This is a genomic window from Rhodococcus sp. G6(2025), from assembly GCF_058628105.1.
Genome location: NZ_CP179751.1, coordinates 547918 through 564138 on the forward strand (window position 1 = coordinate 547918; position 16221 = coordinate 564138).

The 16221-nt window shown below is 60.8% G+C and carries 12 protein-coding genes and 1 pseudogene; 6 read left to right on the forward strand and 7 right to left on the reverse strand.

Going from position 1 to position 16221, the window contains the following annotated elements:
* Nucleotides 1–485 precede the first annotated feature (485 nt).
* Nucleotides 486–815 carry a hypothetical protein gene (locus tag ACLIVD_RS39565; protein ID WP_491933373.1) on the reverse strand — a complete coding sequence of 110 codons (330 nt, stop codon included), beginning with the start codon at nucleotides 813–815 and terminating at the stop codon, nucleotides 486–488.
* Nucleotides 816–1595: 780 nt separating this feature from the next.
* Between ACLIVD_RS39565 and ACLIVD_RS39570 the strand changes: the two genes are divergently transcribed.
* The gene (locus ACLIVD_RS39570) at nucleotides 1596–2555 is read left to right on the forward strand and encodes a helix-turn-helix domain-containing protein (RefSeq protein ID WP_491933374.1); all 960 of its coding nucleotides are present in this window, start codon (nucleotides 1596–1598) and stop codon (nucleotides 2553–2555) included.
* Nucleotides 2556–2756: 201 nt separating this feature from the next.
* On the opposite strand, the gene ACLIVD_RS39575 is transcribed toward ACLIVD_RS39570, so the two are convergent.
* Both ACLIVD_RS39575 and ACLIVD_RS39580 read right to left on the reverse strand, forming a co-directional pair.
* Complete coding sequence (locus tag ACLIVD_RS39575; RefSeq protein WP_491933375.1) at nucleotides 2757–3401, reverse strand: HD domain-containing protein; 645 nt, start codon at nucleotides 3399–3401, stop codon at nucleotides 2757–2759.
* A 253-nt stretch (nucleotides 3402–3654) separates the two neighbouring features.
* A pseudogene (locus ACLIVD_RS39580) lies at nucleotides 3655–3987 on the reverse strand (integrase core domain-containing protein); the annotation flags it as partial.
* Between the two features lie 194 nt (nucleotides 3988–4181).
* On the opposite strand from ACLIVD_RS39580, the gene ACLIVD_RS39585 reads away from it, so the two are divergent.
* Together ACLIVD_RS39585 and ACLIVD_RS39590 are read left to right on the forward strand one after the other, a co-directional pair.
* Nucleotides 4182–5003 (forward strand): alpha/beta fold hydrolase, encoded by an 822-nt coding sequence (locus tag ACLIVD_RS39585; RefSeq protein ID WP_491933376.1) that lies wholly within the window; start codon nucleotides 4182–4184, stop codon nucleotides 5001–5003.
* A gap of 163 nt (nucleotides 5004–5166) precedes the next feature.
* Nucleotides 5167–5754, forward strand: coding sequence for a nuclear transport factor 2 family protein (locus ACLIVD_RS39590; RefSeq protein WP_491933377.1), 588 nt, complete (start codon nucleotides 5167–5169; stop codon nucleotides 5752–5754).
* Nucleotides 5755–5901: 147 nt separating this feature from the next.
* Here ACLIVD_RS39590 and ACLIVD_RS39595 read toward each other — a convergent pair whose 3' ends face one another.
* Nucleotides 5902–6867, reverse strand: coding sequence for an SDR family NAD(P)-dependent oxidoreductase (locus ACLIVD_RS39595; protein ID WP_491933378.1), 966 nt, complete (start codon nucleotides 6865–6867; stop codon nucleotides 5902–5904).
* A 420-nt stretch (nucleotides 6868–7287) separates the two neighbouring features.
* Between ACLIVD_RS39595 and ACLIVD_RS39600 the strand changes: the two genes are divergently transcribed.
* Entirely contained in the window at nucleotides 7288–8217 is a 930-nt protein-coding gene (locus ACLIVD_RS39600; protein ID WP_491933379.1) for an AraC family transcriptional regulator, read from the forward strand.
* 57 nt (nucleotides 8218–8274) lie between these two features.
* Here ACLIVD_RS39600 and ACLIVD_RS39605 read toward each other — a convergent pair whose 3' ends face one another.
* Nucleotides 8275–9429 carry a cupin domain-containing protein gene (locus ACLIVD_RS39605; RefSeq protein WP_491933380.1) on the reverse strand — a complete coding sequence of 385 codons (1155 nt, stop codon included), beginning with the start codon at nucleotides 9427–9429 and terminating at the stop codon, nucleotides 8275–8277.
* A 681-nt stretch (nucleotides 9430–10110) separates the two neighbouring features.
* On the opposite strand from ACLIVD_RS39605, the gene ACLIVD_RS39610 reads away from it, so the two are divergent.
* Together ACLIVD_RS39610 and ACLIVD_RS39615 are read left to right on the forward strand one after the other, a co-directional pair.
* Entirely contained in the window at nucleotides 10111–12486 is a 2376-nt protein-coding gene (locus ACLIVD_RS39610) for an FdhF/YdeP family oxidoreductase (protein ID WP_491933381.1), read from the forward strand.
* A gap of 738 nt (nucleotides 12487–13224) precedes the next feature.
* A complete protein-coding gene (locus ACLIVD_RS39615) occupies nucleotides 13225–14184 on the forward strand; it encodes an NADP-dependent oxidoreductase (protein WP_491933382.1) in 960 nt (319 codons plus the stop codon).
* 340 nt (nucleotides 14185–14524) lie between these two features.
* On the opposite strand, the gene ACLIVD_RS39620 is transcribed toward ACLIVD_RS39615, so the two are convergent.
* Together ACLIVD_RS39620 and ACLIVD_RS39625 are read right to left on the reverse strand one after the other, a co-directional pair.
* Nucleotides 14525–15103 carry a histidine phosphatase family protein gene (locus tag ACLIVD_RS39620; RefSeq protein ID WP_491933383.1) on the reverse strand — a complete coding sequence of 193 codons (579 nt, stop codon included), beginning with the start codon at nucleotides 15101–15103 and terminating at the stop codon, nucleotides 14525–14527.
* The gene (locus tag ACLIVD_RS39625; RefSeq protein ID WP_491933384.1) at nucleotides 15100–16203 is read right to left on the reverse strand and encodes an ABC transporter ATP-binding protein; all 1104 of its coding nucleotides are present in this window, start codon (nucleotides 16201–16203) and stop codon (nucleotides 15100–15102) included. The genes ACLIVD_RS39620 and ACLIVD_RS39625 overlap by 4 nt, the downstream gene beginning before the upstream one ends.
* Between the last annotated feature and the right edge of the window lie 18 nt (nucleotides 16204–16221).

Sequence of the window (16221 nt, forward strand, 5' to 3'; positions counted from 1 at the left end):
AGCGGTGCGGGAGCGCGGCGGGGGCATCCAGAATTAATAGGCTTGGTGGAAGAATTTAAGACTCTTCCGTGCCCAGTCTCGTTTCGAGCAATCGCCGGAGCAGTAATGCCCAGCAACTATTGAGACCGTGATTAACTCGGAACTGCAGTAGCTGCAGAAGAGCCTTTTAACTGCAGATTTCGCACGAGCGGCGGAGCGCAATTGGTCGATGCGACGGCGAACTGCGGAGGACGCGGTGATGGGCATGTCAAGACACTCCCGACAATCGGTTGAGGTCGCAAATCTTCACTGGGGCTCGAACCGCCGCCGGCGATGCGTAGAGATGATCTTGGGCGGCCAGGGTCTCATTCGAGAGTCGGTGTGCCCAATCAAATTCTGACGCAGATGAATTGAACAAACATGTTTCTTATCGGCGTGGGTCCCGGCGCAGGAAGCGCGGCGTCGCGAACAACATCCATCTTATGCCGCGTTCACCGACTCTGTCCTCAGAGTGGTCGCTCCGAATCGGGGGTTTCGGTGCGTACGATGTGCGCACGCACCGCTGACGCGTCGGGCGAGATCCACTCGTTCTTTGTCGCATAGTCCACCATCTGGTCGAACGCAGCGTCGTTGACAAATCCATGACCTTCGCGGAGGCGTCGCAAAGCGCCAATATCAAGGTAAGCGTAGACGTCGTCGACGTAGCCCGTCTCGGTGCGACGTAGGACCAGCCCGATTGTGGTCAGCGGCAGCGTAGGAGCACACGAGACATGAAGCCGCTTCAGATCACCTGCGTCTCTGAGCTCAACGTCTTCGGAGGTGACGGTCACGATCATGGGGTGTCTCTCAGTCTCGTCGACAGGACGGTGTATTCACGTGGGTAGGGTCGGCCCATGACTCCCACTCCTCACTAGATTCGGTATGCAGAATGAGTGTGCACACCGAAGAGTGTAGCAACGGACCGGCGTCATGTCACGGTCGCCGAGCAGCTCGAATCTACAGAGTATCTAGCTAATCTCGACACGCCGCGTTATGGTCAGCTTTGCAGTTAGGCCTTCAGGCAAATTCGGTAGAACGAATGTAGGTACTCAGAATGTTTGGACGGGCACGACGCCGGATGGACCTCCCGGCGCACAGACGCGCCGTACGTCACAGCTCGGGCGAGCAGGCGAGCCGACTTTTCCCAATAGTTCGATGTGCATGAACGTCCTCCATCTAACGCGTCACGTTGCAAGGTCACCCCCGTCGGCAACGCGATGATTCCCGGCGAGCCACCAGTATCTGGCATCACCTAAGCGCGATAGCAATTACGTAAGACGCGATAGCAATTACGTAAGAAGGGGGTCGGGGCACTTACCGAACGGCCGATGCGTCCCAATGCTACGAGTCGGCGGATTGCCAGGCCTGACGAGAAGGTGGTCATTTACAGACTGACAGGTCAGGGCTCGGTGCACCCGCAACCAACGGGGCGACACCACTATGGGGTCCGGATCCCATATATCGCGTGACGGCACTGAACTGCACACGGTGCCCCGCCGACCAGCGATGGAAGTGAGATATTGAGATCGGATTCGTTAAGCGCATGGGAGTTGTTTCACTCCGGTAGTGGTGATGCGATGGCACGTAAGGAGATTCATCAATCCTGGATTCGCTCGCGCGCTTCCGGTGTCGATCCGGAGCGTCTTGATCTACGGACCCGGGACTACAGCGACGAGGGCAGCCTGATAGCCATCGGCGGCCAAGTAATCAGCAGCTGCGCAGATCTCCTGGTCGGAGACACGGCATCAGTTGCACTCTTTGATGATGCCGGCACCTTAGTGTGGAACTGGGAATCTAAGCCCGAGTTAGGTCGCTTGCTCGAACGGGTGTCCGTCGTTCGGGGTTACCAGTTCGACGAGGATGGAGTCGGCACATCCGGGATAGGCTTGGCGATGGCCCTTCATCAACCTGCGGTGGTGGTTGGGACGGAGCACTACAAACATGCCTGGCACCGATTCACCTGCGCAACCGCACCCGTCGTAGACCCGGTTACGCGCAGGCGACTGGGGTTCCTCAATGTAGCTTGCCTCGTAGAGGACACCAACCGCTATGTGATTGCTGCGGCCATGGCGTTCACCGAACGTATGCGCTCGGCGATTCGAGATGCAGCAACACCTCGCCAACGTCGGCTCATGGATGCTCATCTGCGATTCCGTGGGGAAGGAGTGGCGGTAGTCACGCTCGACGGCGACATCATGATCACCGATGACGGATTCGCCGACCACCTTCCAGACCGCGCTACCCTATGGTCTGCACTCACTGAATCCGGCCCTGCGACCACCGAACTCGTACTGCCAAACGGCAGAGTCGCTCACAGCAGACTGGTGACACCCGGCCGATTCGAGGATGGATGCGTACTCGTCTTCAGCAGCACGGACGCGCCTCATCGCGACAACGACCCCCTTGGGCGGGCGGAAGCCGACGTGATACGCCGAGCACTGCTTGACTGCCGCGGCAACAAGAGTGCAGCTGCGCAGCAACTTGGAATCTCCCGAGGCAAATTATATCAAAGGATCCGTCGTTACAAGCTGGACTAGTCGCCGATCAGCCTCACTCCGACCATATCGCCAGATCCCACGTTCAATCCCCTGCGGATCTTCATCTACTTCGGCCTGATCGACTGGGGTAAAACGGAATTCGCGGCGGAGGTGCTTTCACGCTGTTGGGGGGAGATTTCCGTAGGCGAAAACGGCGCTCGACGGCACCACCTTCGTATCGACCAACTGTTGCGTTCCGAGTCAGAACGCATGCAAGCGTGAATCTGGATCGCTGGGATCAGCTTCGTGCGCCGCGAGGAGTCGGCCGGCCCAGGAGTTGTCAGGTGCTTTCTGACGATTTCGTAGAGCCTGTCCCACAACCGCCGCAGAGAGCTCGCGTTCAATGTCAAGGCGGGGGAACCGTCCTTCCAGGTCTTGTCGGAGGTCCCGTGAAACATGTTCTGCGCCGAAATCTGTGCGCACGGCCAGTCGAGTAAGACGGGTCAGGGGTCGATGATTTTCCGCGATTTGTGGTGTGGTGTGCAACGCGATCGCATCCCAGGCTTGCTCTCTGAGGCGCCGGTCGAATCCGAAGTCTTCTAGCCAGTTATACGCAGCATTGGCGCCTTCTACTTCGAATCGAAGGGGACCGTCGAACACGTCATTTGCGCCAAGATCGTGTAAGAGACAGGAATGTAATAGCATTGCCGAATTGAAATCGACATCCGCTACGAGTTCTTGCGCGTCTGCAATGAGAACCGCGTAGAGATATGTTCGCACGCTGTGGTTTGCGATTGATTTAGGTTCAACGCGTTCGATGAGATCGACCGCTTCAACGGCACCTGTGATGTCTGTGGAGCGCGCGGTCGCGCGTGCATGATCCATAGCTGAAGGTTCGATCGACATAGATATATCCTTTGTTTAGGTGGATGTGTGTAAGTCTAAATTTGCAATACCTCCGCGTTGTAGCGATCGCGCGCGGCTGACGAATGGGGTCGATAAGCTGTGTACTGCGCGACAATTCCGCCGCTATGGCAAAGTCGCTGATCATGGAGATAGCAGCCTCGCGCGTACCGTGTCACGACCACTGCTGTTGGCGGTTGCAGTTGCCGATCTTACGTCGATTGCGCGAACGCGACTCGTTAGTCGATTTAAGCAATTAGTCGTGTAGCTCGAGTGGTTTGTATCGACAGTACGTGGCGGGACGTTCCCCTCGAGATGTAGCCGATCGCTGCTCGAACTCGATCGGACAGATCTGGCCGAGAGTGGAATGCCTCCTTCCGGTGGTGTATCGCGTGATCCAGCGGAAGACGACGGCGCGGGCCTCACCCGCACTGTTCCAGCGCTTCCGCCCCTTCAGCGTCTCCCGTTTCAACGTCGCGTTCAGCGATTCGGCGGCCGCATTGTCCGCCGATGTGCCGACCGCACCCCACGACCGGGTCACCCCCAGTTCGCGGCAGAGGTCGGCGAACTCGGCCGATGCATACTGGGCGCGCCATACCGGGATCTCGCACACATCGGATATCAATGGAATTGCAGCTACCTGGAAGACTGACATTGCGGCTGGTTGCATCTGCAAGCTCCTGCTGGCGGTGGCGACGCCAGACCCCGGTTCGACGATGATTTATATCAATGGTCGTTCGATCATCAACTCATCACCGAGCACTCAAATAGGGAGCCTCAGTCATGCCGTACATCACCACCTCCGATGGAACCGAGATCTACTACACCGAGCAGGGCACCGGTAGGCCCGTGATCCTCAGTCACGGTTGGCCGTTGTCGTCGGACGCCTGGCAGGTCGAACTCAAGCTTCTCGCCGACGCGGGATATCGCGCCATCGCCCACGATCGCCGCGGCCACGGACGGTCGACGCAGACGTACGAGGGCAACGACATGGACACCTACGCGAAGGATCTCGCCGAGCTGGTTCAGGCACTCGACCTGACCGACATCGTGCTGATCGGGCACTCGACGGGCGGCGGTGAAGTCGTGCGCTACGCCGCGCAGTACGGCGCCGGGCGGGTCGCGAAGATTTTCACGGCCGGCGCGGTGCCCCCGATCATGCTGAAATCTGACTCCAACCCTGAGGGCACGCCGATCGAGGCGCTCGACGCGATCCGCGACGGCGTGTTGAAGGATCGTTCGCAGTTCTATCAGGATCTGTCGATTGCGTTCTACGGTGCCAATCGTGAGGGGGCCAGGGTGTCGCAGGGCGCGAGGGACGACTTCTGGCGTCAGGGGATGACGGTGGGGCTCGCTGCCGCCTACGACTGCGTCAAGGCGTTCTCCGAGACCGACTTCACGGAGGATCTCAAGGCGTTGACGGTGCCGGTCTTCATTGCGCAGGGCGACGCGGATCAGATCGTGCCCGTTGCCGCTGCCGCACTGAAGTCCATCGACCTGGTCAAGGACGGCACGCTCAAGGTCTATCCCGGGGCTCCGCACGGGATCTACGGCACCTACCAGGACGAACTCGACAAGGACATCCTCGCCTTCATCAAGGAGTAGCCCTGCGTATTCAGAGCTCGAATATCAACACGTCGCTCCTCCTAAACGCTGCCGAGGCGGCCGGCTCGCACCACCCATGGGTCGCGCGCTTGGTTCCGATCGCAGCTGCAGCTCGACGAGGCCGACGACCTTTCTGTACCACTACACAATTGATGGAGCAATCATGAGCATTACCGAACACACCCGCAATACAAGAACGATGGAGAGCGGACGAATTTCTGATCCGTCGGTTTCGAAGGGTTTTGATACTGCCGGGCAGCCAAGCACGGAGGATGACGTAAGGGATATCAAGCCCCCTGTTCCCCCTTTCACTCGGGAATCGGCCACCAAGAAGGTACGTGCGGCTGAGGACGGTTGGAATTCTCGTGACCCTGAGAAAGTAGTCCAGGTCTACACCGAGGACAGTTGGTGGCGAAACCGGTCCACTTTCGTGCAGGGGCGTGGTCAAATCCTCGAATTTCTCTCCGGAAAGTGGGATCGAGAACTCGACTATCGACTGGTCAAGGAGCTTTGGGCTTTCGATGGAAGTCGGATCGCGGTCCGGTTCGCCTACGAGTGGCATGACGCTCTGGGCCAGTGGTTCCGTTCGTATGGAAACGAGAACTGGGAGTTCGACGACAGGGGCCTCATGAGGCGGCGTCACGCGAGTATCAATGACCTTCCGATAGAGGAATCGGAGCGTAAGTTGTTCTGGGATAGCGCAGGAGTGCGCCCGACGGATCACCCGGGTCTGAGCGAGCTAGGGCTTTAACACTCCTGCGGCGCACCGCCGATCACTCACCCAGCCTGGTCGACCGTAGATTTCCATGCGTATGCGCGGACGCAGGAATGAGCATTACTGCGGTCGATCAGGAGGTGAGATCGTGCGGAACGCGGGGGAGTCGAGCGGTGACACGGGTCAGATGACGATGCTGGTGGTGTAGTCCCAGAGTTGCTCCGCTGCCTCTGGGTCGAGTGCGTAGGCTGCGACGCCAGCTGTGCGTCCGTTGCCGTCGGGTACGGTTTCCGCTTCCTGATTGTCTTCGAAGTAGCGTCCGCTGATGCCTTCGAGCGCCGGCGAGACTGCTAAGAGGACGGACGTAGCAGCACCCTGCTCTGTTGTTTTGTAGTGCGGCTGGACGATCCGGTTCCCGTTCTCGTCCATCGCACCCATCGCTCGCATCGTGTTGTCATCGAGGTGGCGGAGCAGGTTGGTCGGAATCCATCCGGGCATCAAGGCGTTCGCGGTGATCCCCTCATTGGCCCATCGCTGGGTGATTCCGACTGCGAAAAGTACGTTAGCGGTCTTGGACTGGCCATAGGCTGACCAAGGATCGTAAGGACGGTGATGGAAGTTGGGGTCGACGAAGTCGAATCCTGAGAGCAAATGACCGCCTGAGCTGACAACGACGACGCGGGCGGCGTCTGCGGCAGCGAGGTTCTCGTGCAGGCCGCGGGCGAGTGCGAAGTGACCGACGTGATTGGTCGCGAGTTGTAGCTCGATCCCCCGGGCGTTAAGTTGGCGGTCCGGAAGCGCCATGATTCCAGCGTTGGCAATCAACACGTCCACGGGGCCGTCCCACGCCCGCGTGAATGCGTGGACCGACGCGAGGTCGGCGAGATCGAGAGTCACGGCGTGGACTTTCCCCGCTCTAGGCGGAGCGCTGAACTCATCGACTAGGAACTGGGCGGACGCCCGGTTGCGGGTTGCAATTGTTACCTCGGCTCCGGCGGACGCAAGGGCTCGCACGGTTTCGGTTCCGAGTCCGGATGAGCCACCGGTGACGATGATGCGCTTTCCGCGGAGATCGCGCCCCTCGATCACGTCAGCCGCGGTCGAGCGCGCAGTAAACGGGGTGGTGAGCAGAGTGTGAGTCTTGTTCATTGCGGATTTCTTTCTAAGTCTTAGCCGCTTCGTTTCCAACGTGTTCGGAACAAAGATGGTGCTGGGTAGTGAACTGGAATGGGTGTGCGAGGAAGTCCGGATCACCCTGTCGGCATGCGAATCTGACGGAGCAATGGCCGTGGGGGCAGGTGGCTTTTAGGTCGAGCTACGGACTATTGCGCACAACGACGCCGTGCCTCCGACCGGCGGCGGGAATGGGACTTTACTCGGATCCGTGGTTGGGGGCATCGATTGAATCGGTTGTCTCTGTCTTAAAGTCCTCCCGAGATCAGCCCCTCCGCTTTGGGAGGGCGCTCGCGTGTCACCGCGAACTTCCTTCGACCGTAGCTCGAAGGGGCTGGACTACCAATGCGTGAGAAGCCGAGATAGTTTATTGTGAGTCCGATCTGTGGAGGTTTAATGGACCCTCTCGACGATGTGCTGTCGATCCTCGAAGTGACCAGCCATCTCTCGATCGGCCTTGTCGCCGGGGGCCGGTGGGCGATTCGATTCGATCCCCCGACCGGTGTCAAGTTCAATTCCGTAAGGAAAGGCGGGTGTGTCCTCCGCGTCGACGGAGTCGAGGACGCAGTCATGCTGAGGGAAGGAGACTGCTTTCTCCTCACCGAGCCGCGGACGTTCACCCTCGCTAGCGATTTGGGGCTGGACGCCGTCCCCGCGTACCCAATCTTCGCGGCTGCCGTGGACGGCGTCGCGCGCACCGGGACGGGCGACGACGTGGTGATGCTGGGAGGTCAGTTCTCCTTCGGAGATGGTGCCCGTGCGTTACTGCTCGATGGGCTACCCCCGGTCATCCACATTCCCGCGAGCACGGTCGAGGCGACAACTATCCGGTGGGCCCTCGATCAGATCGAGACGGAACTCCGCACGCACCCGGTTGCGTCGACACTTGTCGCCGAACACCTTGCCCTCGTCATGCTCATCCACGTTCTGCGTCTGCATCTGGCACATAATCCGAGGTGCGGTTGGCTCGCGGGGCTTGCCGACCCCGTTGTCGCACCAGCTCTGAACGCGATGCATGCGCGGCCGGCTCATCCGTGGACTGTCGCAGAACTGGCGCACGCCGGGACGGTTTCGCGCTCGACTTTCGCCGCCCGGTTCAAGTCCGTGGTTGGGCGCGGTCCGCTCGACTATCTAACCGACTGGAGAATGGAGATCACGTCACATCGACTCCGGAGCGGAACCGAGACCCTCGCGGCTATTGCCACTGCAGTTGGCTACAGCTCAGAGAGCGCGCTGAGTACTGCTTTTAAGCGGGTTACCGGTACCTCACCCCGCATGTATAGGGGAAAGTACGTGAGTTCCGGACCGTCTCTATCTCTTGAATAGTTCGGTCATTAGGTCCGTCCGATTGACGGGTCACGGCAGAATCTGACGATCGGACTCCTAAGGCATAATTAAAGGTTTATCTTTGCGCATTGCTGCCACTGACGCCGCATCGAGATTCAGAGTGGCCGCTACTACGTCAGGTGGAGTAAGACCCAGCCATTGGTTGAGTGAGACATCGGCAAAACGATCGCTCCGGAAAAGCTCCAACATTTGAACCGGATCGTCGCCGACGTTTTCGAAGTAGTGGCCCATACCGAAGGGTACGTAACCGACGTCGCCTGGGTAGTAATCGAACGTTCTGGCTTTTCCGCTGGAACCGAACACAGTCATCCGGGCATGCCCGGAGATCCAGTATTGCCATTCGTCATTATTGGTGTGCCAGTGCAGCTCTCGGATCGCACCGGGCTGAAGCTCAACCCACGCGGCGGCAATGGTCGAGGCCGACGGGAAGTTCGACGAGTCGGTGACGCGGACACTACCGCCAGGAACTTCGATCGGATCCTGAGTCAGCATTCGGTGACTCATTCGCTCGGCGGTCCCGGCAGGTGACCGTGTCGCCTCGATATCCGCCACCAGTGCGCCCGGCACCTCACCGTTGAAGATGTAGCGATCGTGTTCGATCTCTCCGGCAGTCGGAGTATTCGCGAATGCAGACTCGGGTAATCCGAAGTTTTTCGCTAGCACGTGTTTCGGAGTGTGCGCGAACCAATCAGTGACTAGAAACGTTTCGTTCTCCGAAAAGTTTCCGTCATCGAAAACAAGGAGGAATTCGCAATCTTCCAGCGCTTGGATCGAGTGCGGGAACCCCGCGCGGAAGTTCCACAAGTCACCAGGTCCGATATCGTCGATGAAGTTGCGCCCTTGGGGATCGATAGCCGCAATGCGTGCGTTGCCCGCGAGCATAAATGCCCACTCTGCTTCTTTGTGCCAGTGCAGCTCGCGGTAGGCACCCGCGTCGAGCCTCATGTTCACGCCCGCCATCGTCGTCGCAACCGGTAACTCGCGAACCGTCACCTCGCGTGCCCAACCCCCAGGTAGTAGCCGATTGTGGGCGGCGGAAAACGGGAACTTGAGGTTCGGCAGGCTACCCGAGTCGGTCCTCGGTGCTCCGGGATTCTGCTGACTGACAGCGATATTGTCTGGCCCGAGAACGGAGGCGCCGTCTTCTCCGCGAATTGTGGGCACCATGCCCTGATCGTCAGTTGCCGTCATGGGTTGCTCCCGTCAGATCCTAGCCACGATACCAAACACGTGATGTAGTCGCATTCACCATTTTCGGAAGCTGACGAGCAGCTCTCTGCCCCTCAGAGGTACTACCTCAGGAGGTCATGCCCCGGACGCCGAGTCCAGTGCGGCATTGGTGACGCCCGCAATTGGCTGTCCGACAAAGGAACCGAGCAAGATTCCGGTGAGTGTTTCTCGGGGGGCCTGACTAGCGTTCGCGGCCGGCGAGTGGACACGAGTCACCTCTCGGGTCGGTCGCGTATCCAATGATAGACCGAATGCGTCAGTGAGTGATACGCAGAGTGGATCCGGCCCGACGTCATGTCGGTGGGACGAGTTCGAGACTGATGCCAGAACGCACGGTCGCGTGTTACGCAGTCGAGCAGTAGGAGTATCGGTTGTTTTCCAGCATTGACATGCGCTTTCGGTCATGGAAACGTGTCCAGGTATTCGAGGTCGTCCGAGAACTGGACCACCCCGCTGGGCAGATTGGATTGCTAGACAGTCTGCCTGTCCCGTAGCGCTTGATGGCGGAGTCGATCGGAGCGTCGACTGTCGTGACTGTTGTTGTACTGCAACAATAGTCGTGATGGTGAGCCTTAACTTGGTGAGGTGTCCATGCCTGCGTGAGGACATTCTGCACGAAAAGGTGGGCACGGAAGGTATCCGATGGCAGGACGACACTCGCCGAATGATGAATACGCAGACGGCGCAGCGGAGGTGCCCGCGGCTGGGCGTGGCCCGAATCGAGGCGGGCCGTTTTCGCAAGAAGACGATAACGCTCCGTCCGCGGGGTGGGGCGCCGCGCGCAGTGTGGCACGCGTCGTGGCCGAGGCTCGGGCGCCAATCAAAGGTCCGCACGCAATTCTGAAGATGAATCACGAGGACGGCGGTTTCGACTGTCCTGGATGTGCCTGGCCTGATGACCGAAACGGTCTGCACCTCGACATCTGCGAAAACGGCATCAAACACGTCACGTGGGAAATGACCCGTAAAAGGGTTGATCGGGAATTTTTCGCATCGCACACCGTCACGGAGTTATCCGGTTGGAGCGATTTCGCGCTAGAGGACCAGGGGCGCCTTACAGAGCCGATGAGCTACGACTCGGCCACCGACAAGTACGTCCCCATCTCGTGGAAGGATGCGTTCACACTCGTCGGGTCCACCCTGCAAGGATTGGACAGTCCCCACCAGGCGTCGTTCTATACCTCCGGCCGACTGTCTAACGAGGCCACGTTTTTGTACCAACTATGGGTGCGCGAGTTCGGCACGAACAACCTGCCAGACTGTTCGAACATGTGCCACGAGGCGTCTGGCCGCGCGCTGCAGGCGGCAATCGGCACCGGTAAGGGTACCTGCGATATTGACGATTGGGAGCAGGCGGATCTACTGATTGTGATGGCCGTTAATGCGGCCTCTAATGCACCACGGATGTTGACGGCATTGGCGCAGGCGCATCGGCGCGGTGCGCAGATAGTGCATATCAACCCGCTCATCGAAGCCGCGTCCCGCCGCACTATCGTCCCGCACGAGTTCGTCGCAATGGGAACTTTCCATGCCACCAAGACAGGAACGATGAACGTCCAACCACGAATCGGCGGAGATCTCGCACTGCTTCGGGGCGTGGCCAAGGTTGTGCTCGAACGCGCAACAACCGATCCCACTGCGATTGATCACGAATTCATCAAACGCTTCACAACTCACTTCGAGTCGTATAAAGCACTCGTCGAGGCAACCTCATGGCCCGATCTGGTCGAACAGTCCGCCGTGTCAGAGCATTCGATCCGTGATCTCGCCGAGTTGTACCTCAGCGCGGACCGCACCGTGATCAGCTGGTGTCTAGGTCTGACACAGCAGGAGCACGGCGTCGACACAGTTCGCGAAATCGTCAATCTACTCCTGCTCCGAGGCAATCTTGGACGCGAGGGTGCAGGCCCGTCACCGATCCGAGGACACAGCAATGTTCAGGGCAACCGCACGTGCGGTATCGACAACCGGCCCAGCGAAGAGTTTCTTGATGCACTCGACGAAGTCTGCGCGATCTCATCGCCGCGCGAGCACGGCTTAGACACTGTCGCGACGATCGAGGCAATGCGCACAGGGAACGTCAAAGTGTTCGTCAGCATGGGCGGCAATTTCAGCATGGCCGCACCCGATACCGACGCCACCTTCCAAGGCCTTCGCAACACTGACCTCACCGTCCAGGTCAGCACTAAGCTCAACCGCAGCCACCTCGTACACGGCCGAGCAGCATTGATCCTGCCGTGTCTAGGCAGGACGGAAAAGGACCTTCAGCATACCGGCGAGCAAGGTGTCAGCGTCGAAGACTCGATGAGCAGGGTGCACCTGTCCTACGGAATGCGCAAGCCCGCCTCCACACACCTGCTGTCGGAAAGCGCCATCCTTGCCGGCATGGCTCGCGCAACACTGCCCGACTCGGCAACTCCGTGGGAATTCTACGTCGACGATTACGACCGAATCCGCGACACGATGTCCGCCGTTCTCCACGGCTTCGAGGATTTCAACCGACGGGCAAGGATGCCGCATGGATTCCGGATCCGCCAACCCGCCAGGGAACGCATCTTTCTCACCGAGTCCGGAAGCGCAGAATTTCTGCCCTCTCCGTTACCAGATGTCGTTCCTCCGAACGGAAAACTGATGCTGTCCACGATGCGGTCGCACGATCAATGGAATACAACCATCTACTCAGACAATGACCGCTACCGAGGGGTCAAGAATTTGCGGACGCTGCTGTTCATGAACACGAAAGACATGGCTGACCGAGGGCTCGAGGAGTTCGACCTCATTGACATCACGAGCTTCGCCCGAGACGGCAGCACCCGCAGCGTAAGAGGCTATCGGGTGATCAGATACGACATACCAGCCGGCAGCGTCAGCGGCTACATGCCGGAATTAAACGTGCTCTGCGCTATCAGCGACTTCAGTACGCAGAGCGACCAACCCCTGATGAAGCACCAGATTGTGTCCGTAGCCGCAGCAGCAACCGACCACACTTCTGGTATTTCTGGAGTGAGCACACCATGACGCGATTCGGTGACGCGACGCGCGGCGCAGTGGCAGGCGCCCTCGGCACAGCGGCCATGGATGCCCTCTGGTACACCAGATACCGACGGGGCGGCGGGAAGAGCGACTTCGACGACTGGGAGACCTCGGCGGGACTCGATCGCTGGGACGACGCGCCAGCGCCCGCGAAATTTGGAAGGTTGGTCATTTTACGCACTCTGCACCGTGACGTACCTCCGCAGCGCGCACGACTTGTCAACAACGCTGTCCACTGGTCCACCGGAGCAGGATGGGGTGCCATCTTTGGCCTAATAGAGGGTGCAATCACTAGTAGAAGAACCTGGCACGGACTGCCCTTCGGAGCAGCCGTGTGGCTACAGTCCTATGCCGTGCTCGCTCCTGCCAAGCTCTATCAACCGATCTGGCGTTACGACACGAAGACATTGGGCAAAGACTTCAGCGCACATCTGGTCTTTGGCTTCACGACCTCCGCCGCTCTCAATTGGCTTCTCAGAGCTGAGTAGTGCGATGGGGCGCTCGACGGTATATGCAGGCGATCTGCAAGCCAGCACGGCTGCCCGAGGTATCCGCCGCCACGCCTGGACGCGTGGGGCGCATTCAGTCGACCGGCCATCTGAGATTCTCCCGGCCTGCCTATCGCATGAAGTTTGCAACGTGAGCGGCTTGGGAAGTCGGCCGACCCCCCCCCTACGACGGGCCGCCGACAATCGTGGGCTCGGACATCGGAATGAGACAGCAATGAAGACAGTGGGAGTAACCAATTTCGGCGGTCCCGATGCTCTACAGGTTTACGAGTTGCCAGATCCTCACGCCGGCCCCGGGGAAGTGCGGATCCGTGTTCACGCCGCGACCGTCAACCCCGGTGATCGAGACCTCCGCGTCGGTAAGGTCGCCCTCGAAGCCCCTGGACCGCCCTATATTCCAGGTATGGAGGCCGCCGGCGTGCTCGACGAAATCGGCGACGGGGTCAGCACCGACCTGCAGATCGGGGACCGAGTGATGGCGATGGTGCTGCCGAACCGCCGGGAGGGCGGAACCTACGCCCAGTACGTCGTCGTGCCGGCCGGATGGGTTGCCCGGGCCCCCGCGGGCGCAACCCATGCACAGGCAGCGACGCTGCCTATGAACGGACTCACAGCACGTCTGGCGCTCGACCTGCTAGGCCTCGACCCGGGAGACACACTCGCGGTCACCGGCGCGGCAGGCGCGTTCGGCGGATACGTGGTGCAACTCGCAAAAGACGATGGCCTGACAGTCATTGCGGATGCCTCACCCGCCGACGCCGACCTAGTCCGCGCATTGGGCGCCGATATCGTGGTCCCCCGGGGAGACGACGTCGCACAGCGCATCCGACAGGCCGTTCCGGAAGGCGTCGACGGACTGGCAGACGGCGCCTTCATCGGCTCATCCCGCCTTGCCCCCGCGATCCGCGACGGCGGAGGCATCGCCATGATCCGCAACGAATCCCCAGACGCGGCAAGAGACGCCGAACTTCGTCGGCGCGACATCGTCCGCCACGTGGTTTACGTACCGCAGTACAACGGCGACCGTAGCAGACTCGAGGATCTGCGCCGCCAAGCGGAAAGCGGCGATCTGAGCCTGCGTGTCGCCCGCACCTTCCCCCTGGACCAGGCGGCCGAAGCCCACCGCCTCCTCGAGGCGGGCGGCATACGAGGACGGATGGTTCTCGAGCCCTGATCTCCAACCGGCTCCGGGCCCACCGCAACCCGGACCACACCGAGCGGATCGTCATCGGCCAATCTTCAGATGCGCCGATCTGAAAAAAGTTCGAATACGGTGAGGGGATCGTTTGGGGGCCGCCGTCAGCATGCCAGAGGGAGGCTCACGTCCAGTGACGCCTATGGCGGGCACTAACTAAGAAGCCAAGCAAGTGTCAGTCGATCACTCGGTCACATACGGGCGTGGTCGGCACATTGATTTTGAGCTTGGCCGAATCAACGCTTGGATACGATCGGCGTCCTCCTCAAGGAAGGAAGCGTCATCGAACTGAATCAGAGCAGTCTGACCGGGCTGGCAATCAATTACGGACTGAGAGCGGTGGGGTGGTGCGGTTGACCGACCGTATCCGCCACACTTCTGCCCATTCGATCTCGCTGACCGCGCCGTTGACGATGCGCGGCACTGCAATGCCACAGAGATCGCCGAGCACGGCGCGGATGAGCGCGCCGTGCGTGATCACCACGATCTGGCATCCGGGGTGCATGTGAACGATCTCGTCGAGGGCGCGGCGGCCCCTGGCCGAGACCGCCTCGAGGGGCTCGAGGTCGGGGAAGTCGCAGTCGGGCCATCGCTGCTCGGCGTCCGCCCGGGTCAGCCCTTCGGCGGCGCCGTAGCTGCGTTCGATGAGGTCGGAATACGTTCCTGCGATACTGTTTCCGAGATGCGCGGCGATGATCCTGCCGGTGTCGACCGCTCGCGAGAGCGGGGAGGTGACCACCGTATCCCACGCATCGGCTCCGAGCATCCGCGCGGTATCGCGGGCCTGCGCGCGGCCGACGTCGTCGAGCGGTGTGTCGGTGTGGCCCTGCAGCAACCCCCGCCGGTTCCAGTCGGTGCGGCCGTGACGCACCAGCGCCAATCGGGTCGTCTGGCTCATCGCGACGTACTTGCCAGCGCTGCCGCACCGAGAGTGGGTGCGGCGACCTGCGTCGGGTCCGGGTAGAACAGAGCGCGGCGAATCGTCAGACCGACGCGGTCGCCGACCACCGGCCGGGTGCCGCGTACCGCACAACGGAATTGCGCACCGTCGCAGGATACGACGACGTCGCTCGCGTCACGCCCGAACAGAGACGACATGACGATCCCCTGCGTGGTTCCGACGTTCTCCACCGTCGTCACCGCGATGTCGGTGGGCAGCACGGCGAGGGTGCCCACGCCGGACGACGTGTCGGCCAGCCGATCCCGCCCCACGTGAACGGTGCCGTCGGCGCTCGAGAACCCGTTATCGGACACGGTGCCGTGCACGAGGTTCGCGTCCGAGAGGAATTTCGCGACGAATGCCGAGCGCGGTCGCTGCACCAGTTCCTCCGGTGTGCCGACCTGCTGAATCTGCCCGCTGTCGAGCACGACGACCCGATCGGCCAGGGCGAGGGCCTCGGCGCGGTCGTGCGTGACGTGCACGACTGTCAGGTTCTGTGTGCGGGTGAGGGTGCGCAGTTCCAGACGTAACCGATCGCGCAGCGGTTCGTCCAACGCAGACAGCGCCTCGTCGAGCAGCAACCCGCGCGGCTGTGCCACCAGTGCCCTGGCGAGCGCGACGCGCTGGCGCTGACCACCGGACAGGGTCGCCGGATCGCGCTTCGCCAACCCGGGCAGCCCCACCAGCTCGAGCACTTCGGCGACCCGCTCGGCCCGCCGGGCGCGCGGCACCTTCCCGACCTCGAGCGGGTACGCAACGTTGCGCCCGACGCTGCGGTGCGGCCAGATCGCATGCTGCTGGAAGACCATTCCCAGTTTGCGCTTCTCCGGGGGCACGGTGTGTGCGCCGTCGGCGACGACCTCGTCGCCCAGGCACACGAGGCCGGCGGTGGGGGCGAGAAAACCGGCGACGGTCCGCAGCAGGGTGGTCTTACCCGAACCTGACGGTCCGACGAGCGCGACGAACTCGCCATCACGCACGTCCAGGTCGATACCGGACAGTCCCACGGTGCCGTCGGGGTAGTGAAGGTCGACACCGGTGAGGGTGATCGCGGACATGACGATGACTTCCGATCT